Origin of the sequence: Flavobacterium amniphilum (assembly GCF_023634845.1) — a bacterium.
Classification (GTDB): Bacteria; Bacteroidota; Bacteroidia; order Flavobacteriales; family Flavobacteriaceae; genus Flavobacterium; species Flavobacterium amniphilum.
Genome location: NZ_JAMLJL010000005.1, coordinates 129913 through 153232 on the forward strand (window position 1 = coordinate 129913; position 23320 = coordinate 153232).

The window sequence follows — 23320 nt, forward strand, 5'->3', positions numbered from 1 at the left end:
AACACAGTAAAAGACTCAAAATCAAAAATATCAGAAAAACTTTTAACTTATACCTTCTAACTTAGAACTTTATACTATCTTTGCACGCTCAAAATTAACATCATGCGATTACATAGAAACCTGGTTTACACTACAATAGATTCATTAAATGCCATCTTTAACGAAGGAGAATATGCTGACAAAGTAGTAGCACGCGCTCTTAAAAAAGACAAACGTTGGGGAAGCGCCGACCGTAAATTTGTGGCAGAAACCATCTATGAAATTGTACGTTGGAAACGTTTATATGCAGAAATTGCAGAAGTAAGAGAACCTTTTGACCGTGATAATTTATGGAGAATGTTTGCTTCATGGGCTGTTTTGAGAGGCTACCCAATTCCGGATTGGACGCAGTTACAGGGAACACCTATACGAAAGATTAAAGGCCGTTTTGATGAATTATCAAAAAACAGAGCCATTAAAGAATCTATTCCTGACTGGATGGATGAATTGTGCGCAAAAGAATTAGGAGAAGCAGTTTGGAACAAAGAAATCAAAGCCCAAAACGAGCAGGCCAAAGTTATTTTACGCGTTAATACCTTAAAAATTTCCCCGGATAAGTTGCGTGCCCGCTTAATGGACGCAAATATCGAAACAGAATATATTAAAAATCAACCTCAGGCATTAGTATTAAAAGAACGTGCCAATGTATTCCTTACCCAGGAATTTAAAGACGGTTTGTTTGAAGTTCAGGATGCTTCTTCACAATTAGTTGCGCCTTTATTGGATGTTAAACCCGGAATGCGCGTTGTAGATACTTGTGCAGGTGCAGGAGGAAAAACACTGCATCTAGCTTCCATCATGGAAAACAAAGGGCAATTGATTGCTTTGGATTTATATGAAAGCAAGTTAAACCAATTAAAACTACGTGCACGCCGTAATGGAGTTCACAACATCGAAACCCGTGTGATTGAAAATTCAAAAACAATCAAAAAGCTACATGAAAAAGCTGACAGGGTTTTAATTGATGCACCATGTAGCGGATTAGGCGTTTTAAAACGTAATCCGGACAGTAAATGGAAATTACAACCTGAATTTATTGAAAACATCAAAAAAATACAAGCGGAAGTTTTAGAGAACTATTCTAAGATTGTAAAGCCGGGCGGAAAACTGGTTTATGCAACCTGCTCTGTGCTACCATCTGAAAATCAGGAACAAATAGAACGATTTTTAACAACAGAAAGCGGAAAAAACTTTACCTTTGTAGAAGACCACAAAATTCTGGCTCATGAGTCAGGTTACGACGGATTTTACATGGCTTTATTAGAAAGAAAGCAGTAAACCGGCTAAAAAATTCCGAAACCTATTTTTACCATAGTAATTTCTTACAATTTTAAACCATTGTAATCGGGCTTTTATGCCTAATTTTTAAAATTTTAAATCCCAAATTAATACAAATAATATGAGAAACACTTACTTTTTAATTTGCCTACTGTTTTCATTAATGGTATCCTCGCAAAATGGAGCTCCTGCGGCACCATACTATAATAGTTTCAACTGGTCATTAACCGGTCAAAACCTTAAAAATGCATTAGCTGCTAAAATCACTTCCACACATACTAACCTTCTCACTTATACTCCGGGTATTTGGGAAGCAAGTAAGATAACAGATTTAGATCCGGCTGACGCAACTAACACCAATGTATTATTAATATACGGTTTCAGCAACAATATGTGTCCTGCATCTACTTCAGATGATAATGACCACCGAAGAAGAAATAAAGATTCAAATGGTGGTAGTGCTACTTGCCAATGGAATAGAGAGCATGTATATGCAAAATCATTGGGAACACCTGCTTTAGATGATGATGCAACTACTTCTTCAGGCGTTTCTGATGCAGGAGAAGATGCACACCATTTAAGAGCTGCCGATGTACAAAGAAATGCAAACAGAGGAAACAGAAAATTTGCAGCCGGCACTGGTAATTCAGGTAATATGGGAGCAGATTGGTATCCGGGAGACGAGTGGAAAGGTGATGTTGCCCGTATGATGATGTATATGTATTTAAGATATCCAACGCAATGTTTACCAATAAACGTTGGTACAGGAGCTACCGTTGTTGGAGATACAAATATGATCCAATTATTTTTACAATGGAATGCAGAAGATCCTGTTTCTCAATATGAAGACAACAGAAATACATATCATGATTCTAACGGAACATATGCACAAGGTAACAGAAACCCATTCATTGATAACCCTTATTTAGCAACCATGATTTGGGGAGGAACACCGGCACAAAACCGTTGGCCATTTCTTTCCAATGATCAATTTGAAGCATTGGATAGAGCAACTGTATATCCAAATCCATCAAATAACAATACGATTACTGTATCATCAGAAGTCAACATGGATGAGATCCAAGTTATCAATTTAAACGGACAATTGATTCAATTAATCAAAAATCCTGAATCAAATCAGAAAAGTACTACAATTGCAAATTTACCTCAAGGCTTCTATTTACTGAAGTTGACGTCTGGTAATGCAGTAACAACTAAAAAAGTAATCATAAATTAATTGCCGTATTAACTTTTTTATATAGATTTGTCGCCCCAATCTAAAAAAATTAAAACCTAATTCTTTATGAGACAGAAAATTACTTTTCTATTATTGTTGATTTCGTGCGTTTCATTTGCACAGATTCCTGCAGGTTACTACAGTACAGCAACCGGAACAGGAGCAACTTTAAAAACTCAATTATACAACATTATCAAAGACCACACAGACAGAGGATATGATGGTTTATACACCACATACCAAACATCTGACGTAGACAGTTTCTATGAAAATGACGGAACGGTAATGGATATGTATTCTGAAAGACCAACGGCGGCAGATCCTTATAATTACACTACAGGTTCAGGACAAAGATGTGGTACTTATTCATCTGAAGGTGATTGTTATAACAGAGAGCACATTATCCCGCAGTCAACATTCAACTCGAATGCACCAATGGTATCAGATGCTCACTTTATTACCCCAACTGACGGAAAAGTAAACGGGCAACGTGGAAATCTTCCACACGGTACAGTTGGCACTCCTAACTGGACATCTTTAAACGGAAGCAAAAGAGGATCGAGTTCTGTTGCTGGTTATACTGGAACTGTATTTGAACCGATTGATGAATTTAAAGGAGATATTGCCAGAATGTATTTCTATTTTGTAACAAGATATGAAAACACTGTTTCAGGATATCCTTTTGCGATGTTCAGTGGTAACAGCTACCCGGCAATTGATACTGCCTTTTTGAATTTACTTATTACTTGGCATACTAACGACCCGGTAAGTGCATTTGAAACAACAAGAAACAATGCCATTTACGCAAGACAAGGAAACAGAAATCCTTATATTGATCATCCTGAATATGTTGGTCTTATTTGGGGAGCCGGAAGTTGTCCTGCAGATACACAGGCACCAACAGCACCAACAGCATTAACGGTTGGTACAATTACATCATCATCAATTGCATTGTCATGGACCGCTAGTACAGATAACACAGGTGTAACAAACTACGATATTTATGTTGATGGAGTAAAATATGCTTCAAGTGGTGGTGCAACTTCAATTGTTTTGAGCGGATTAAACCCATCAACAGCTTATTCAATTTATGTAGTAGCTAAAGATTGTCAAGGTAATACATCAACTGCAAGTAATGTTGTTAATCCTTCAACTGCTGCAGGACCGGCAGGAGGAACAACATGTGGTAACGAAACATTTGAAACAATTCCGGCAAGTTCATCATCTTATGCCGCTTACAATTGGACTAATGGTGGAGTAACTTGGTCTACAACTGATTCAAGAACGGATCAGACAATTAATGGTAGGGCAATTTTAATCCGAAACGGTTCTTTAACATCATCATCTGTTCCTAACGGAATTGGAGAATTAACAATAACTACCCAATTAAAGTTTTCAGGAACATCAGGTACATTCAATTTAAAAGTTAACGGTGTAACAAAAGCAACTGTTCCTTATAGTGCAACTGCCGCAACGGTTACAATCAGTGACATCAATGTTGCAGGAAATGTTATCATCAGTTTAGACGGAAACAGTGTAGCAGCTAGCCGTGTAGCCATTGACGATTTAACATGGACATGTTATTCCGGATTAGCTAATGATGATTTTAATGATACAGCATTTAAGATCTATCCGAATCCGTCGAATGGAACTTTCAGAATTCAGTATGATTCGACAATTGGAGATATAAATGTTGAACTTTATTCGATTGTTGGTCAGAAAGTTTTTGAAAAGCAAAATGTAAATGACAATACAATCACGACAAGCGGACTTCAATCTGGTGTTTATCTTGTTAAGATTACTAAAGATTCAAAATCGATTGTCAAGAAAATAGTTATCGACTAATAATATATAAGCGGCCCTTTCGGCCGCTTTTTTTATGCCTATAATTTTAAAGAAAGAAATATAAATGAATCAAAAACAAACAAAATTTTAAAAAACCAAGAATTATCAAATTGATTGAAAAATCTGTAAGAAAATAAAAATTTAACAAGTAATTCACTGTAAATCAACGAATTGTTAATAAAATCTTAAAGAAAACAGTTAATTTATTGTTTTATAATTTATATATTTCACAAAACAATTCATTTTCAAACAGTTAACAATCAATTAATAATTAAGTAATATCCGTTTTAAGTTAAACAAATACTTTCGCCTGTTTTTGCAAAGAGAGTCAGGAGTTACTTGAAATAAATAAAAGAGGTTGTACAATAGAAGACATTGCTTCTGCAATAGATAACAGAGGCTATGCAATAGATGATATTGACTCTGCAATAGACAACAGAGGCTATGCAATAGATGATATTGGCCCTGCAATAGACAACAGACGCTATGCAATAGATGATATTGGCCCTGCAATAGACAACAGAGGCAATGCAATAGATGATATTGGCCCTGCAATAGACAACAGAGGCTATGCAATAGATGATATTGACTCTGCAATAGACAACAGAGGCTATGCAATAGATGATATTGGCCCTGCAATAGACAACAGAGGCTATGCAACAGATGCTATTCACTCGGCAATAGATGACAGAGGCTTTACAATAGACAATAATAGAAGTTGAACATTAAATTAAGGAAGGAGCAGAAAAACAGAAAAGAAGTAAAAACAACAAATCCAAAAACAAAAAACAAAAACCCAAAGCAAATGAAACAACAATTACAATTACTGGTATTCTTAGTATCAGCAGGATGCTTCGCGCAGGCACCGGCAGGATATTACAACTCGGCAACCGGAACAGGTTACACACTTAAAACCCAATTGTACAACATCATTAAAGGACATACCGACAGAGGGTATGCCGGTCTCTGGACTACCTATCAGACTTCAGACAGGGATAACCAGAATGAAAATGACAACACCATTTTCGATTTATACTCCGAAAATCAATCAGGAGCTGATCCGTACAACTATGCTTATAGTACAGGACAATGTGGTACTTATTCAACAGAAGGCGATTGTTACAACCGTGAACACATGGTTCCGCAATCTGTTTTTAATGAAAATGCACCCATGGTATCTGATGCGCACTTCATCCCTCCTACTGACGGTAAAGTAAACGGAATGCGTTCTGATTATCCGCACGGTAATGTTGCTTCGGCATCTTGGACTTCGCAAAACGGAAGCAAACTGGGAACCAGTGCGGTTTCTGGTTATACAGGAACTGTTTTCGAACCAAATGCTGCTTTTAAAGGAGACATTGCCCGTATGTATTTCTATTTTGCAACCCGTTATGAAAATACGGTAGCCGGTTATTCATATGAAATGTTCAACGGAACCAGCAATCAGGTTTTTACTACTGCGTTCCGTGATATGCTTTTAGCGTGGCATGCTGCCGATCCGGTTAGTGCACGTGAAATTGCAAGAAACAACGCGATTTATGCAAGACAGGGAAACAGAAACCCATATATTGACAATCCAAGCTATGTGAACCAGATCTGGGGCGGTGGAACTCCTGACACAACAGCACCTTCTGTTCCTACTTCTTTATCTTCAGCAAGTATCACAAATACGACATTTACATTAAGTTGGACCGCTTCAACAGACAATGTTGGTGTAACAGGTTATGATGTATATCAGGACGGTGTTTTAAAAACTTCAGTGAGCGGAACTTCAGCTTCCATCACAGGTTTGACAGCTTCAACAACTTATGCATTTACAGTTAAAGCCAAAGATGCTGCCAATAATATTTCTTCTGCAAGCTCGGCACTGAATGTAACAACTTTAGCCCCTACTTACTGTACTTCAAAAGGAGGAAGTGTGGCCGATGAATACATCGGAAGAGTTCAATTAGGAACTATCAACAATTCTTCAACAGGAAATAACGGTTATACTGATTTCACTTCTATCTCAACTGATTTAACCAAAGGTTCATCGACAACCATCACTATTACACCAACCTGGACCAGTTCAGCGTATCCAGAAGGAATGGCCGTTTGGATTGATTACAATAATGATAAAGACTTTGATGATTCAGGTGAATTAGTTTACAGCAGAGCCGCTTCAACAGCAACACCTGCCAGCGGAAACTTTACACCGCCAACCTCTGCCATCACCGGAACAACAAGAATGAGAGTTTCAATGAAATATAATGGAACTCCAACTACATGTGAACAATTCCAATATGGAGAAGTGGAAGATTATACCGTGAACTTAACTACACAAGCTGCAGATACAACAGCTCCGACGGCTCCGACAAATTTAGCTGCTTCAGGAACAACTGCAACAACTACTAACTTATCATGGACAGCTTCAACCGATAACGTTGCAGTAACCGGATATGATGTATACCAAGGAACAACATTATTGAATACTGTAACCGGAACTTCTTATAATGTAACAGGATTAACTGCTTCAACTGCTTATTCATTTTCGGTTAAAGCCAAAGATGCAGCAAATAATGTTTCTTCCGCAAGTAACACCGTTAATGTAACGACTTCTTCTTCTGGAGGATCAATTACAGAATTATACTTCTCAGAATATTTAGAAGGTTCATCTAATAATAAAGCGTTGGAAATCACTAATGCAACCGGAGCTTCAGTAAGTCTTTCTGTTTACACTGTTAAAAAACAAACCAATGGTGCCGGAGCCTGGAGTACAGGATTGGCATTAAGCGGAACATTAGCCAACAACGGTAAATTTGTAATCGTAAACAGTGCTATTGCTTCAGGATGTTATTCAACTGCATCTGCCAATATTTCTACAGCAGCAGGAGAAATGACTTTCAACGGAAACGATGCCATAGGTTTATTCAAAAACGGAGTTTTGGTAGATGTTATCGGAACATTTGACGGAGGAAGTGCTAATTTCTCTGCCGATGAAACATTAAGAAGAAAAACTGCTGCAACTGTTCCGGCAACAACATTCAACAAAACAGCCGACTGGGATGTATTATCAATGGATACCTGCAACGGATTAGGAAACCGCACGGCAAATACAAACCTTACAGCAACTGAGTTTGAAGTATATCCTAACCCTTCAAACGGAGAATTCAATGTATACTTTAATAATATGGAGAAAGGATATTCATTAGAAATCTATTCTGTTGTAGGGAAGAAAGTATATGAAAAATCGAACATTACAACTTCAAACAATACCATTTCACAACTGCAGGCCGGAATTTATTTAGTTAAGATTACTAAAGATTCCGAATCAGTTACCAAGAAAGTTATTGTAAACTAAAAAATAAAGCGCCGATTGGCGCTTTATTTTTTTTCTATTCAAAATTGAAATGCTAAATTTGCATCACAAACAACAACACATACATTTACAATGATTCATTTTTTTGGTAACCCAACCAATACTGTTTTTGCCGTACAAACGCAAAACGGATTATCGACAGAAGATATCGCAAAATTAAACTGGCTTTTTGGCAACGCACATAAAATAGAAAAATCCGTCCTGACGGATTTTTTTGTTGGACCACGTGCCGCCATGATTACCCCATGGAGTACAAATGCCGTTGAAATAACCCAAAACATGGGAATTTCAGGGATTATCAGAATCGAAGAATTTGAAAAAGTTGGAGCTGACTTCAATGATTTCGATCCGATGTTATCGCAAAAATACACGGAATTAAATCAGGAAATTTACACCATAAACATTCAACCTGAACCTATCCTTGAAATTGAAGACATTGCAGCTTACAACAAACAGGAAGGTTTAGCCTTAAGTGATGAAGAAGTAGATTATTTGAATGGCCTGTCAACCAAATTAGGCAGAAAATTAACTGATTCGGAAGTTTTTGCTTTCTCTCAGGCTAATTCTGAACATTGCCGCCATAAAATCTTCAACGGAACTTTTGTGGTAGACGGTGAAGAAAAACCTACTTCCCTATTCAAATTAATCAAGAAAACATCTGAGACAAATCCTAATGATATTGTTTCAGCCTATAAAGATAACGTAGCTTTTATCAAAGGTCCGAAAGTAACCCAATTTGCACCGAAAAGTGCTGACAAACCGGACTTCTATACCGAAAAAGAGTTTGAATCGGTACTTTCCTTAAAAGCAGAAACCCATAACTTCCCAACAACCGTTGAGCCATTTAACGGAGCTGCAACCGGATCGGGAGGAGAAATCCGTGACCGTCTGGCAGGAGGACAAGGCTCTTTACCACTAGCCGGAACAGCAGTTTACATGACCTCTTACTCAAGATTAGAAGAAAACAGAGCTTGGGAAAAAGCCATGAATGAAAGACCTTGGTTATACCAAACGCCGATGGACATCTTAATCAAAGCATCAAACGGAGCTTCAGATTTCGGAAATAAATTTGGTCAGCCGCTAATTACAGGTTCGATTTTAACTTTCGAACATCAGCACTTCGACAAGCTCAGTGGCCGCAATAAAAAATTAGGTTATGATAAAGTAATCATGCAAGCCGGAGGAATCGGTTACGGAAAATTAGACCAAGCCATCAAAAAGAAACCACAGGAAGGTGATAAAATCGTTATCCTTGGTGGTGAAAATTACAGAATCGGAATGGGCGGTGCAGCTGTTTCTTCTGCAGATACAGGTGCTTTTGGTTCAGGAATCGAATTGAACGCAATACAACGTTCCAACCCTGAAATGCAAAAACGTGCTGCCAATGCCATCCGTGGTCTAGTAGAAAGCGACAACAACCCAATTGTTTCTATTCACGATCACGGTGCGGGAGGACATTTGAACTGTCTTTCTGAATTAGTGGAAGAAACCGGAGGATTAATCGATTTAGATAAACTTCCTGTAGGTGATCCTACCCTATCTGCTAAAGAAATCATTGGTAACGAGTCACAGGAAAGAATGGGATTGGTAATTGGTGAAGAAAACATTGACATTCTACAGAAGATTGCCGACAGGGAACGTTCCCCAATGTATCATGTGGGTGATGTAACTTCAGACCACCGATTTACATTTGAATCTAAAACAACCGGTGTAAAACCAATGGATTATGCTTTGGAAGATTTCTTCGGAAGTTCACCAAAAACCATCATGACAGACAAAACAGTTGTTGCTGATTATGCCATTATTGAATACACCACTGAAAACATACCAACATACTTAAACCAAGTTTTGCAATTAGAAGCTGTGGCTTGTAAAGACTGGTTAACCAACAAAGTTGACCGTTGTGTGGGCGGACGCGTTGCCAAGCAACAATGTGCCGGTCCATTACAATTACCGTTAAACAATGTAGGTGTTATGGCGTTGGATTTCAAAGGAAAAGAAGGAATTGCCACAACGATTGGCCACTCACCTATTTCTGCATTAGTTGATCCGGTTGCAGGTTCCAGAACTGCTATTGCAGAAGCGTTGTCAAACATTGTTTGGGCACCGTTAAAAGACGGATTGAAATCGGTTTCCCTTTCTGCCAACTGGATGTGGGCTTGTAAAAATGAAGGTGAAGATGCAAGATTATACGAAGCTGTGAAAGGCTGTTCTGATTTTGCCATCGAATTGGGAATCAACATCCCAACCGGAAAAGATTCACTTTCAATGAAACAAAAATACCCGAATGATGAAGTGATTGCACCGGGAACGGTAATCATTTCTGCAGCCGGAAACTGTTCAAACATTACTAAAGTTGTCGAACCTGTTTTAAAAAGAAACGCAGGAAATATTTATTACTTAAATTTATCACAGGATAACTTTAAATTAGGCGGAAGTTCATTTGCACAGATTTTAAATAAAATCGGTTCAGAAGTACCAACCATTACCAATGCCGATTATTTCAAAAGAGCATTCAATGTTTTGCAGGATTTGATCAAAGAGCGCAAAATTAAAGCCGGACACGATATTGGAAGTGGTGGTTTGATTACAACTTTATTGGAAATGTGTTTTGCCGATGTGAATTTAGGTGCTTCGTTTGATTTGACTTCTTTAGGTGAAAACGATACCGTTAAAACATTATTCAACGAAAATATTGCTGTTGTTTTCCAGGCAGACGCATCAGTTGAAGCTATATTTACACAAAACAATATCGAGATCTTCAATATCGGAACGGTTGTGGAAGGAAATTCGGTAACTGTTAAAAACAATTCTGATTCGTTTACTTTCAATGTTTCCGAATTAAGAGACACGTGGTACAAAACTTCATTCCTTTTAGATTCGAAACAATCGAAAAACGGAACGGCATTGGCCCGTTACAACAATTATAAAAACCAAGCTTTAACCTACACTTTCCCATCCCATTTTGACGGAAAAGCACCGGTTATCGACAATAGCAAACCAAGACCGAAAGCAGCTATCATCCGTGAAAAAGGAAGCAACTCTGAAAGAGAAATGGCCAATTCCATGTTCTTAGCCGGATTTGATGTAAAAGACGTTCACATGACCGATTTGATTTCAGGACGTGAATCATTGGAAGACATCCAATTCATCGGAGCTGTTGGTGGATTCTCGAATTCGGATGTATTAGGTTCTGCCAAAGGTTGGGCCGGAGCATTCTTATACAATGAAAAAGCCAATACAGCCTTGAAAAACTTCTTCAAGAGAGAAGATACTTTATCGGTTGGTATCTGTAACGGATGTCAGTTATTCATGGAATTGGAATTAATCAATCCGGAGCATGAAGTACACGGAAAAATGTTGCATAACGAAAGCCACAAACACGAGAGTATCTTTACATCTGTTACAGTTGAGAAGAATAATTCAGTGATGCTATCCTCATTGGAAGGTGCTACATTAGGCGTTTGGGTTTCACACGGAGAAGGAAAATTCAACCTTCCGTATACTGAAGATCAATACAACATTGTAGGTAAATACGGGTATGAAGGTTATCCGGCTAATCCGAACGGATCTGCATTCAACACCGCCATGATGTGCGACAAAACTGGACGTCACTTAGTAACCATGCCGCATATTGAGCGTTCAACATTCCCATGGAACTGGGCGCACTATCAGGATAACGGACACAAAGACGAAGTAACGCCATGGCACGAAGCCTTTGTGAACGCCAGAAAATGGATTGAAGAGAAAAATAAATAAAACTTAAAAAAGCCTCAAATGAGGCTTTTTTTATTCGTTTACCATAACCGTTATGGTTTCGTACAATTCTTCCACATCTACAGGTTTACTGAGTACTTTCCTGATTCTTGAAGATGAAAACAGCTCTCTGTTGACTTCTTCCGAAATGGCCGTTAAAGCGACAATCGGAATATATGGTTTAAGTTTTGAGATATGATCAGAAGCCTCGAAACCATCCATAATGGGCATCATAATATCCATCAAAACCAAATCATAATCCTTCGCTTCAACCATTTTACAGGCTTCCAGACCGTCATTGGCGACTTCACATACATAGCCTTTTTTAACGATAATCGTTTTGGTGATCAATTGGTTTGTTTTGTTGTCTTCCACTAATAAAATACGGACAGTTGACGGATCTTTGATTTCTTTGCTTATTTCTTCCGTTTCCGCTGTTCCGTTAAACACTTCAAAGTCTAATGAAAAGGAGATTGTGGTTCCTATTTCCGGTTGTGAATCAATGATAATGGTCTTACCAAATAACCCTAATGTTTTTTTAACCAATGTGAGTCCCAAACCGGAACCGCCATATTCGTAATTGATCTTATCGGAACCTTGAAAGAACAAATCGTAAATCTTTTCTTTGATTTCGGCATCAATCCCTATTCCGGTATCTTTTATGATAAACTGGACTTCAATCTTATCCTGAATCTCATTTGTCTTTTTAGCTTCAATTGAAACCTTTCCGTTTTTGGAGAATTTGAATGCATTATCAATTAAACTATACAAAACCTGATACAATTTGGCTTCATCAAACACCAATTTTGAAGGGATTGCACTGTCAATGAGCAACGATTCGGTGATGTTGTTATCCCTGTTCTTTCTGACGATTGCCAAAATCTTAGTCATTAATTCATCTAAAGAAACAACATCTTTCTTAGGAATATAATCCTTTTCCAAACTGTCGATTACATTGATTTCAATTATATTACCTGATAAACTATAGAGATTTTGTACCGAAGCCTGTAACTGTTCAATGTTTTGGTCATAATTACTCTTATCTCCTTCCATCAGGTGAAGTAACCCGTTAAGGGTATATATAGGTGTCCTTAGTTCATGGGAAATGGTATCTAACAGTTTCCTTTTAACATTTAATGCCGTTTCGAGTTCAGAATTTGCTTTGTGGAGTAACGCATTTTTCTCGTTCAGCAAATCATTGGTCGAACTTTTGAATTTAGCATTGCGGTATTGGAAATACAATAAGACAATTAAGATGATTATGGCAAACAAACAAAGCAGCAGCAGGTAGTTTTTGTACTTCTCATTTTCGCTGCGGAGTTTATTTTCCTTTATAATCGATTGAAATTCAATGTTCTTTACTTCAAGCTCTCTTTTCTGATTCAGAAAATGGTTCATTTTTACCACCCGGTAAACCAAACGTTTCTTAAAATAATCATTGGCTATTTTAAGGTTATCGGCTGCTTCGGTATACTTATGTTCTTTTTCATAAAGCCTGCCCAGCACCGAGTAATAACGCGACTTCAATAAAAAGTCTTCATCATACTTCTGAAATATCACAGATTTTTGGGCCATCTGAAGATACTCACGGGCTTTATCCAGCTGGTTAAGGTTGTAATAACTTTCGGCAGTGAGCAAACTTACTTCGGGTTGATCAGGATCGCCTCCGAGTTCTTTATTCAGTGAAAGGAATTTAAGCGAATTATCAAGGGTTTTAGGCCAGTCTTCTTTCTTCAAATACAAAAGCGTAAGGTTGTAATACATATCAACCTGCTTTTCCCTCGGAGCGTATTGCTTCAGGTATTTTTCTGAAAGAAGTGTATATTTTTCATCAAGACCTTCATTTCCCTGTGAATTATAAAAGACAGCCAAATGCTCATAATATTCACCGCGGATAACATTATTATTATGTTTATCCAACACTTTACCGGCTCTGTCGAGCACTTTCTTACTGCTGGTATAATCAAATTTGGTCACATGGTAATAGGAGATTTCCAGATATAAATAAAGTAACTGGTCGTAGTTCTCAGCATCAATCAGTTTTTTTTCCAGTTGGTTGACCATCTTTGAACCTTCCTTATAGTGGTCGTAGTCGTTTATTTCCAGTATTTTTTTAGCATCTTCAAACTCTTTAAGAACTTTCGGATCAATGGAAATTGGCTTTTGAAAGGCAAACGCAGAAGTATCGGTAAAGAAAACAAGTACAACAAAACAGCATGACAATACCCTTGCAATCATGGACAAATCAAATCCGGCATTTGCTTTTGTAGTAAATTTCACGCTATAACTGATTAATTTTTATGAATTTACAATAATATTCATTTCGCTCCAAATTTTATATTTCAACTGTGAAACTTTTAAGGCGTAAAGTGCATAACGGCCCTACTAATTTTAAATTGTCCATTCTACATTCATTCTTATATTTGGATAAAATTAAATTCAACTATGCACTTCATCCTGATCAGCATTATCTGCAGCGTGTTTGTAGGGGTTCTTTTAAAAATCGCCCGAAATAAAGATTTGAGTATTTACCAGATCATTTCCTGGAATTACCTGTTTGCCTTACTTGCCTTATTGGTCACATACAAACCGGTAATCAATACTAATTTCGGAATGGAAACCGGAATCGTAACCGGGAGTCTTATTTTTCTCCTACCCGTGATTTTTGTATTTCAGGCGAAAGCCATCAAACATTCAGGAATCGTAAAAACCGATATTGCCCAGCGTTTATCACTCTTCATTTCCATTTGTTTTTCATTATTTATAGCCAAAGAAATATTCAATTCCTATAAAGTCATCGGTTTGATCATTGCTTTCATTGCCATATTTTTTACTTTTTACAAAAAGCAGCAAACCGGAACAGATGATTCAAAAGCTTATTTTCTGGTATTGGTTTTAGGCGGATTTGGCATCATCGATATCTTATTCAAAAAGGTGGCCACTATTGGCGAACTGAAATTTACCGAATTACTTTTACTGGTTTTCATAGGCGCTTTAGCCGTAGCCTGGACAATATCCGGTTATTATATCACGATCAAAAAAGAATACTTTTCCATCCGGAATATGTATTGGGGAATTTTGGTGGGTTTACTGAATTTCAGTAATATTTCCTTTTATATCAAAGCACACCAGAATTTATCTTCCAATCCGTCGACGGTTTTCATCGGTATGAACATGGGGGTTATCCTATTGGGAAGTATGATTGGCGTATTTTATTTCAAAGAGAAACTGACAAAACTGAATTACTTCGGAGTAGTGCTTTCCTTACTGTCAATTGTTTTGATTGCCTATTCCCAAATGCAATAAAAAATCCCGGATAAACCGGGATCTCTTTATTTTTTCTCTTTTTCTTTCCTTGATTCGTAGTTGTGAAGGAAATCTCCTTTGGGTTTACCCAAATCAAACGAACTCCACTTAGTTAAGAAACGTGTGCTGGTTCTCGCTTCGTCACGGTCAATGTTTTCATATTCGATACGGTAAATAGCCGAATACATTTCAGCTCTTCCCACTCCGTGATAACAATGAATCAATACCGGATAATTATCCTTATTGTCCATAATCTCGAAGAATTTATCCAGATTATGCTGTTTCGGAACCTGATCTGAACCATTATTGAAGTAATTAACCCCCGAAATCTTTTCAACAGCATTCTTTTCTGCCGTTAATTCCTCCGGAATCTCAGGATTATTCACATCATCCCCGGTTCCAGGGAAACGCAAATCGACAATACTCTTGATGTTGTATTTCTTTACGTAATCTTCGATTTCATCCGGCGGAATAACACCGCTCTTGTACACTTTCCCTTCGGTAATGGTTTCAAAATTGTGATTGATGTGCATGTCGTACACATACTTACCCACTCCGATAAGTACCACAAAGACAACTAAAAGTCCTAATTTCTTTTTCATGTTATTTATAGTATAGTTTTTGATCGATGATGCGGTCAAAATAATCTTTCAGGAAGGCTTTACACGCCTCGCCTGTCTCCAGCATTTCGGCATTAGGCTTACCAATCAGGTTCTTTTCCAGACCTTTATCGTTGATATCATAATAACCGGTAATCTTCTTACCGTCAAAGATACAGATATAATTCCCTCTTTGGAACTGGTATTGGTTTCCGCTGAAATTTACCGCAAAAGGCTTGATTTTAGCATCACCTACCAAGCTTCTTCCCCAACTTCTGAACGGTTTGTTATACCCTACCATGTCTAAAACCGTAGGATAAATATCAATTTGCTGTGCCAGTTCCTTACGGTCGCCTTTTAAGCTTCCGTCGGGTTTATAAATTAAGATAGGTACCGCCTGACGGTTCACTACCTTCTCATATTCCGGATAGCCGGTTAAATTACCATGATCGGCCGTGATAATGAAAATGGTATTCTTGAACCAAGGTTGTTTCTTAGCCGCTTCAAAGAACTTCTTATACGCATAATCGGTATAGCCCACACACTGGTGCATCTTGTTTGTCCCTTTCGGGAACTTGCCTTCATACTGCTTCGGAACGATATACGGTTCGTGTGATGAAACGGTAAAAATCGTACTGAAGAAAGGCTTTTTCTTGGTATCCAACTGCTGTTTCATGAACTGCATGAACGGTTCGTCCCAAATACCCCACACACCGTCATGTTCGGCGTCGTTATTGAATTCGGTTTTCCCGTAATAATGATCAAAGCCCAAAATATTCCCAAAGCCCAAGAAGCCCATTGAACCGTTTGGCGCCCCATGAAAGAATGAAGTGTCATACCCCATTTCTTCGAGACAAGAAACCAATGACTGGATCTTCTGTTTTGGATACGGTGAAGAGGTGAAAGCATCCCTGAACGAAGGAATCCCAGATATCACCGAAGACATTCCGTGGATGGATTTACTACCGTTTGCAAAGGCATTCGAATAAATCATGCTTTCCTGTGCCAATGAATCCAAAAACGGTGTATAACTCACATAGTTCTTAATCTTCCGGTCTTTGTTAAAAGCACCCCAGTATTCACGTCCGTAACTTTCGGTGATAAACAAGACTATGTTAGGAGTCGATTTCGCATTGTTTGTGTACTGCTTAATCGGCTGGATGTCCCGTTCCAAAACACCTTCCTTCACCGGATAGCTTACTTTCTTGAAGCTGGTCTTACCTATAGTCCTGATTAAAGTAAACGGAGTATTCAACACGATATCCGCATGTTGTGGCTTATCCACATAACGATTCGCATCAATCATGTTCAACGGACGCGTACTCTTCTTGAAGTCGCCCCTGATTCCGCCCACACACATCGTCGCGATGAACAGAAACCCGATAACCGAAGAACCAAAGTACTTCAGGTTATGTGGTACTTCTTTTTCTTCTACCTTAACCAACTTATACAGACGGATCCACAAATAAGCCAGTACAAAGAAGATCACATACACATGCCAGTAACTTACAATAAAACGGAAGAACATATTCCCTTTATTCGACTCGTGCTTCACGATATCCATGATGGCAATGGTCGTTCTGGAATACGTATATTTATAGTAGATGAAATCGATAAAATTAGCCGTGTAAGCAATTAAATTAAAAATAAAATAAACAAAGAATAAAATCTTCTGGTACACGGGTTTGGTATTCACCCATAAAGGCAAAATGGAAAGCAAAATAAACAATCCGTTTACATACAAAATTGAAGTCGTATCAAACACCAATCCGTGGTAAGCCAGTCTCAGATATTCTGAAACCGAATCGACTTTCAGATAAGAGAAATTGTAAAAGAAAAACAGCAATCTTGCGATGGAGTAAAACAAGTACGCTAATAAAATGCGGTAAAAAAGAACCTTATATTCCTGTGTTCTAAAAAATTTTGTCATTGAAAATTATTTTTCCAACAACAAAAGTATGGGATTAATCCATATGTAACCATTTTTTTAAAAAATTATAACTTTTTTGTTACTAAATAGCCACTATCTTTGTAAACTAAATCGTTGTAGTTTATGGAAGAATGTATTTCGGTATTTGATATGTTAAAGATTGGTGTTGGTCCTTCAAGCTCCCATACACTTGGGCCTTGGCGTGCCGCCGAACGATTTTTAAAAGAACTCAAAGAAGAAAACATCCTGAATGCAACCACCCGGGTGAAAGTGGATTTATACGGTTCATTATCGTTGACCGGTGTGGGCCACGCTACCGATTTAGCCGTGATGCTCGGACTGAGCGGACAGGATCCTGAATACATTCCGGTACAGGATATCGACGGGATTATCAAGAGCATCCGGACAAATCACCAACTGAATCTGAACAGCGAACTGGTGATTGACTTTGAAATTGAAAAAGATATAGTTTTCAATAAGAACTTCCTTCCTTTCCATGCCAACGGATTAACGTTTACAGCCTTTCATGACAAGGGTTCATACGAATCGACTTTTTATTCGATTGGTGGCGGATTTGTAGTAAAGGAAGAAACTTCTTCTGTTAAATCAGAAATCAAATGTGATTTCCCTTACCCGATTAATTTAGCGGCTGAATTGTTGGAATACTGCCAGCAACAGAACCGCAAAATATCGGAAGTAGTGTATGACAACGAAAAATCAATGCGCACGGAAGAAGAAATCCACCATGAATTAATGAGAGTGTGGAATACCATGCTCGAATGTATGTATATAGGCTGTCACAGCGAAGGTATTTTACCGGGCGGATTGAATGTGCGCCGCCGTGCTTTTGACATGCACCAGAACTTAATCGGTCTGGCTAATTATAACTCCCCACAGGAGTGGTTGGAAACCATTCGCAAGACAGAAGTGAAATTCCGTCAGATTTTGAAATGGGTTTCCTGCTTCGCATTAGCCGTTAATGAAGTGAATGCTTCGTTAGGCCGCGTGGTAACAGCTCCTACAAACGGTAGTGCCGGAGTAATCCCTGCGGTTTTGATGTATTATATGGTGATTGAAAACCATGAGGCAGATGAAAACCAGATCAAACAGTTTTTAATGGTAGCAGGCGAAGTGGGCAGTATCTTCAAAAAAGGTGCCACCATTTCAGCGGCCATGGGAGGCTGTCAGGCAGAGATTGGCGTATCTTCGGCAATGGCTGCAGCGGCACTTTGTGAAGTAATGGGCGGAACTCCCGAGCAGGTTTTAATGGCTGCCGAAATTGCGATGGAACACCACTTGGGATTAACCTGTGACCCGATAGGCGGTTTAGTACAGATACCTTGTATCGAACGTAATACAATGGGTGCCATCAAGGCCATCAACGCTGCCGAATTGGCTTTGGAGACTGATCCTAAAAATGCAAAAGTTCCTTTAGATAAAGTGGTCAATACCATGTGGCAAACCGCCAAAGACATGAACAATAAATACAAAGAAACTTCGGAAGGCGGACTTGCAATTGCGGTTAACATGGCCGATTGTTAATGTCCAAAACCCGGATTACATATCTCATTGTCATCTTTTCTGTTATTCTGACCGGAATACTTTCACGAAAACTGGATTTCATTCCGTTGTTTGTGGGTGATGTATTGTATGCTGTCATGGTCTATTTTATGGTACGTTTTGTTTTTCTGAACGGTAAATCTTCTGTAATTTTCATAACCGCACTCCTACTCTGCTTTGTTGTTGAATTTCAGCAAACGCTTGAATTCAGTTGGTTGGTTGCCATCCGAAAAACCTCAATTGGCCATTATGCATTGGGTGAAGGTTTCCTTTGGAGCGACCTTTTGTATTATACTTTGGGTGCGGGTTTAGGGGGTTTAGTTGATGTTTTTCTCAGGAAGAGTTATAAATTATGAGTTATGAATTATGAGTTAAGAGTAAAGCTTGACAAGCAAATAACTCTTAAAAAACATGCGCCAATTCTTAGTCTAACTTAAATAAGGTTTAGTCTAATTCATTTCACTTAAAGGTTACATTACACAACAACAAACACTCATAACTTATAATTCATAATTCATAACTCATAAATTAGTTCACCAAACTTAATAACTAGTTCTCCTTACTTAATAACTAGTTCACGTTACTTAATAACTAGTTCACGTTACTTAGTAACTAGTTCACGTTACTTAATAACTAGTTCACGTTACTTAATAACTAGTTCACGTTACTTAGTAACTAGTTCACGTTACTTAATAACTAGTTCACGTTACTTAGTAACTAGTTCACGTTACTTAGTAACTAGTTCACCTAATTAAGTAACTAGTTCACCAAACTTAATTAGTAGTTCACCTAACTTAGTAACTAGTTCACATTTTGAAGTAATTAGTAAAGAGTGATTAGTGATTAGTAAAACTCAGACTATATATCATACTATAGCATTTGCTTTGAATAATCAGGTATGATCAATAGTATCAAATCTGCCGGTAAAGAATACCACAAGCTAATCACTAATTACTAATCACTCTTCACTAAATACAAAATCAAAGCCTGAAATTAACCGCTACCGTAAAACGGTTTTCATTCTTTCTTAAATCGGCTGCCCATGGAAGACCGGTGGGACCGTTCACATAACCACTTGGTGAAGTCGTTCCGCCAGAGCCTGCAAAATAAGGAACAGACGAATTACGGTAACCGTATTCAAAACGCAAAGTCATATAATCATTAGGCATCACATCAAAAGTAGTCGTGAACTGAAACAAACGCAGCTTCTCACCATTTGCGATGGCATTTTCATATCCGTTAGGCACATCACCGGGAGCAGCGGGTGTAAAAGCCAAATAAGGCGACACATTCACTCCGTTAACAACCGATTGATTAGTCAGATAATCGCCACGTAAGGTTAAAGCCAGTTTGTTATGGTTAAACCAAATGCGGTTCGCAAATGAAGTACCAATCATGAAATTTTCGGAGGCTTTCAGCTTATCACCTGCGTCATCATTCGTTTGAAAACCGTAATGCGAATTAACACTGAAAGCCGCCTGCGAAATCCCTTTTGAAGTTGGATTCTTAAAATAACGTGCCACAATACTGTTATCATGGTGAAAACGCTTCCGGTTGGACTGATTGCCCAAAGCATCCGGGTTTTGCGTATCACGGCCGTAGTAGAAATTAGCAACTAATTGAATGTTCTCATTCGGTCTGTAGTAATTCGAATTCCCCACACCTAATCCCCTGCTCGAACTGTTATACGACTGCCAACCGTTAAGCAGCCACAATTCGGTTTTAAACTTGGACGACGGAAACAATTGTGCCCTCGCACCCGAGAAGTAAAACGGCGTAAAGTCACAAACCATACTCCGCTGATAGCTCCAGTTTTCCTGTGTTACATAACTCTCCAGTCCGATGTAACTCATAAAAATCCCCATTTCAAGATTCAAGCCGTGCAATACATCAAAGTGATACCCTGCAGCCGCTTCCCGGATGTATTTTAAATTATTGATACTGGTATTTCTTCCGTGGTTGACCGAACCGTCCATATCCTGAATAATAGATCCCATCTGTCCGTACTGCAGCCATAAACGTCCGATGATATTCTTATAATTGGTTTCGATTCCGATGCTGGCCAGGTTCAACGTAAACTCATTATGCCTCCCGATGGTTGACGAAATCGTCTGGGTATTATCCAGCGGATTCGCCATGTTGTAATTGTAATAAGCATCCAGATAAGCCACACCCGTTAAAATAGTTTCATCACCCGATTTAAGTGTGAGCGGAAAGTTCTTCTGGCGGTTTTGCCCGTTAATCCAGGTGAGGTCCATCCCTTCAAAAGGCGTTTTAACGGATAAGGTATCGGTTTGTGCCAATGCATCGAAAGAAAAGGCAGACAAAGCCAGTAAAAGATATTGTTTCATTTTTGTATCTGAAAATTAATTAATTTGATTTTTGTTCTAATGTTACTTTTCCAACCGGAACATAAACCATTGGTATATTCTCAACCGTGACATCACTTTTATCAAGACCGAAAGCTTTTTCATCTGAAATGGCCAGACGTTTTAGCCAGAAGTACGAAGTGAGCAGCCAACTGTCTTTAAACTCAAAGTCATTTTCAACCGACAGGAACTTTTCGATGATGACAAATTTGTAATCCGGTTCAGCATTGTATTTAGTGGAGCCATCCGGGCGGATGTGCAGGTTCAGTTCTTTTTTGGCTACCAAATCCTGAACGATCTTCTTGAAGTACAGTTCGACTTTCGGTTGTACCCTGAAGCCAACGTTCAAAATAATTTTAATGACTTTATCATCCAGAATTTCAACCACTTCATAGTTCAGCGTGAAAGGTTCATTGGTACGGTTGATGTGCAGGAACCAATACACATCGGCTCGTTTCGGTTTTTTTGCGAAGATTGAATTCATGATTTTTTCTTCGATTTCATAGGTTTTGTCAGCCTTCGACAAATAAATAAGATGTGTGGAATATTTCGGGATCGAATCATCTTCACTCAACTCCTTCAGCATCGGGGTTTGCTCAATCAAATTTGTAAATTTTAAGAAACGGTTATTGATTTTGCGGGAGTAATACCAAACATACATCACCATGAAAATGAAGAGTTCAAAAAACAGGAACATCCATCGTTCTTTGATTTTCACCACATTGGCTACAAAAAAAGAAACCTCGATCATGGCAAAAACAAACAGCATGATAGCCACCCAACCCATTTTTACCTTCTTGATAAACACCAGATAGTAAGACAACAGCAACGTAGTCATCAGCATGGCGATGGTAATCGAAAAACCGTAGGCTGCTTCCATATGAGCCGAGTTTTTAAAGTACAGAATCATCAGTACACACCCTGCCCAAAGAATTGTATTCACCGAAGGAATGTAAATTTGTCCTTTTAAGTTGGTTGGATTCTTCAATGCCACCCTTGGCCAGAAGTTTAACGAGATAGCTTCATTGATAAGCGTGAATGAACCACTGATTAAAGCCTGCGAAGCGATAATGGCAGCCAGTGTTGCAATGACAATTCCGATAATCAGGAACCATTGCGGCATGATTTGGTAAAAAGGATTCTGACCGTTCAGAAAATCGTTTCCTTGATGCATTAACCAGGCACCCTGTCCCAAATAATTCGTCAGTAATGCTATTTTTACAAAAATCCAGGTAATGCGGATATTTTCCTTTCCACAGTGACCAAGATCAGAGTACAAAGCTTCGGCGCCGGTAGTACATAAAAAGACGGCACCCAGAAGCCAAAATCCATGCGGATATTCAACCAAAAGTTGGTAAGCATACATTGGATTCAATGCTTTCAGAATATCAGGATGGTGTATGATTTGTGATACTCCCAGTACCGTTAGCATACTGAACCAGACCACCATTGCCGGCCCGAAGAAGTAGCCTACTTTTTGTGTTCCGAAGCGTTGAAACAAAAACAGTCCCGACAGAATGGCAATTACGATGGGAACCGTGGGTAAATCCGGAACAATTGCCTCCAGTCCTTCGACAGCTGAAGCTACTGAAATGGGAGGTGTTATGATACCATCCGCCAATAAGGTTGTTGCTCCTAATATTGTGGGGATTATCAGTTTTCCTTTCCCGAAGCGTCTTACGAGCGCATAAAGGGAAAACACACCGCCTTCTCCGTTATTATCAGCAGAAAGCGTGAGCAAAACATATTTGAATGTAGTCTGGAAAGTCAGTGTCCAGAACACACAGGAGATCCCGCCATACACCAGTAATTCGGTTATCCGGCGGTCTGCTATGATTGATTTCATGACATATAGCGGACTTGTACCGATGTCTCCGTATATGATACCGAGAGCCACGAGAAGAGAAGCCGCTGAGACTTTTTGAATTGTTTTTGCATTCATTTTTTAAAAGATTAATTTATTTATTGTGCAATCTGTAAGGTGATTTTAAGGCATGACAAAGCCTGATCACGATGAAGTTTATTCGTAACAATAGTAATTTT

At 38.6% G+C, this 23320-nt stretch carries 13 protein-coding genes; 8 read left to right on the forward strand and 5 right to left on the reverse strand.

Going from position 1 to position 23320, the window contains the following annotated elements; genetic code table 11:
* Positions 1 to 102: 102 nt before the first annotated feature.
* From NAT51_RS07425 to purL, 5 genes are all read left to right on the forward strand, one after another.
* On the forward strand, positions 103 to 1317 hold the full coding sequence (locus tag NAT51_RS07425) for an RsmB/NOP family class I SAM-dependent RNA methyltransferase (RefSeq protein WP_250597254.1): 1215 nt from the start codon (positions 103 to 105) through the stop codon (positions 1315 to 1317).
* Positions 1318 to 1438: 121 nt separating this feature from the next.
* On the forward strand, positions 1439 to 2554 hold the full coding sequence (locus NAT51_RS07430; protein WP_250597262.1) for an endonuclease: 1116 nt from the start codon (positions 1439 to 1441) through the stop codon (positions 2552 to 2554).
* Positions 2555 to 2620: 66 nt separating this feature from the next.
* Positions 2621 to 4399, forward strand: coding sequence for an endonuclease (locus NAT51_RS07435; RefSeq protein WP_250597271.1), 1779 nt, complete (start codon positions 2621 to 2623; stop codon positions 4397 to 4399).
* An 805-nt stretch (positions 4400 to 5204) separates the two neighbouring features.
* A complete protein-coding gene (locus tag NAT51_RS07440; protein ID WP_250597279.1) occupies positions 5205 to 7739 on the forward strand; it encodes an endonuclease in 2535 nt (844 codons plus the stop codon).
* Between the two features lie 90 nt (positions 7740 to 7829).
* The gene (purL, locus tag NAT51_RS07445; protein WP_250597281.1) at positions 7830 to 11516 is read left to right on the forward strand and encodes a phosphoribosylformylglycinamidine synthase; all 3687 of its coding nucleotides are present in this window, start codon (positions 7830 to 7832) and stop codon (positions 11514 to 11516) included.
* A gap of 30 nt (positions 11517 to 11546) precedes the next feature.
* On the opposite strand, the gene NAT51_RS19745 is transcribed toward purL, so the two are convergent.
* Entirely contained in the window at positions 11547 to 13793 is a 2247-nt protein-coding gene (locus NAT51_RS19745; protein WP_250597283.1) for a tetratricopeptide repeat-containing hybrid sensor histidine kinase/response regulator, read from the reverse strand.
* Between the two features lie 165 nt (positions 13794 to 13958).
* Here NAT51_RS19745 and NAT51_RS07455 point away from each other — a divergent pair, with 165 nt between their 5' ends.
* Positions 13959 to 14819 (forward strand): EamA family transporter, encoded by an 861-nt coding sequence (locus tag NAT51_RS07455; protein WP_250597290.1) that lies wholly within the window; start codon positions 13959 to 13961, stop codon positions 14817 to 14819.
* Positions 14820 to 14845: 26 nt separating this feature from the next.
* Here NAT51_RS07455 and NAT51_RS07460 read toward each other — a convergent pair whose 3' ends face one another.
* Together NAT51_RS07460 and NAT51_RS07465 are read right to left on the reverse strand one after the other, a co-directional pair.
* Positions 14846 to 15421 carry a dual specificity protein phosphatase family protein gene (locus NAT51_RS07460; protein WP_250597292.1) on the reverse strand — a complete coding sequence of 192 codons (576 nt, stop codon included), beginning with the start codon at positions 15419 to 15421 and terminating at the stop codon, positions 14846 to 14848.
* 1 nt (position 15422) lies between these two features.
* Positions 15423 to 17348, reverse strand: coding sequence for an LTA synthase family protein (locus NAT51_RS07465; RefSeq protein WP_250597294.1), 1926 nt, complete (start codon positions 17346 to 17348; stop codon positions 15423 to 15425).
* Positions 17349 to 17471: 123 nt separating this feature from the next.
* On the opposite strand from NAT51_RS07465, the gene NAT51_RS07470 reads away from it, so the two are divergent.
* Complete coding sequence (locus NAT51_RS07470) at positions 17472 to 18890, forward strand: L-serine ammonia-lyase (protein ID WP_250597303.1); 1419 nt, start codon at positions 17472 to 17474, stop codon at positions 18888 to 18890.
* Positions 18890 to 19264, forward strand: coding sequence for a ribosomal maturation YjgA family protein (locus NAT51_RS07475; protein ID WP_250597305.1), 375 nt, complete (start codon positions 18890 to 18892; stop codon positions 19262 to 19264). The genes NAT51_RS07470 and NAT51_RS07475 overlap by 1 nt, the downstream gene beginning before the upstream one ends.
* A 624-nt stretch (positions 19265 to 19888) precedes the next feature.
* Here NAT51_RS07475 and NAT51_RS07480 read toward each other — a convergent pair.
* Complete coding sequence (locus tag NAT51_RS07480; protein ID WP_250597307.1) at positions 19889 to 21259, reverse strand: outer membrane beta-barrel protein; 1371 nt, start codon at positions 21257 to 21259, stop codon at positions 19889 to 19891.
* Between the two features lie 19 nt (positions 21260 to 21278).
* Positions 21279 to 23219, reverse strand: coding sequence for a KUP/HAK/KT family potassium transporter (locus tag NAT51_RS07485; RefSeq protein ID WP_250597309.1), 1941 nt, complete (start codon positions 23217 to 23219; stop codon positions 21279 to 21281).
* Between the last annotated feature and the right edge of the window lie 101 nt (positions 23220 to 23320).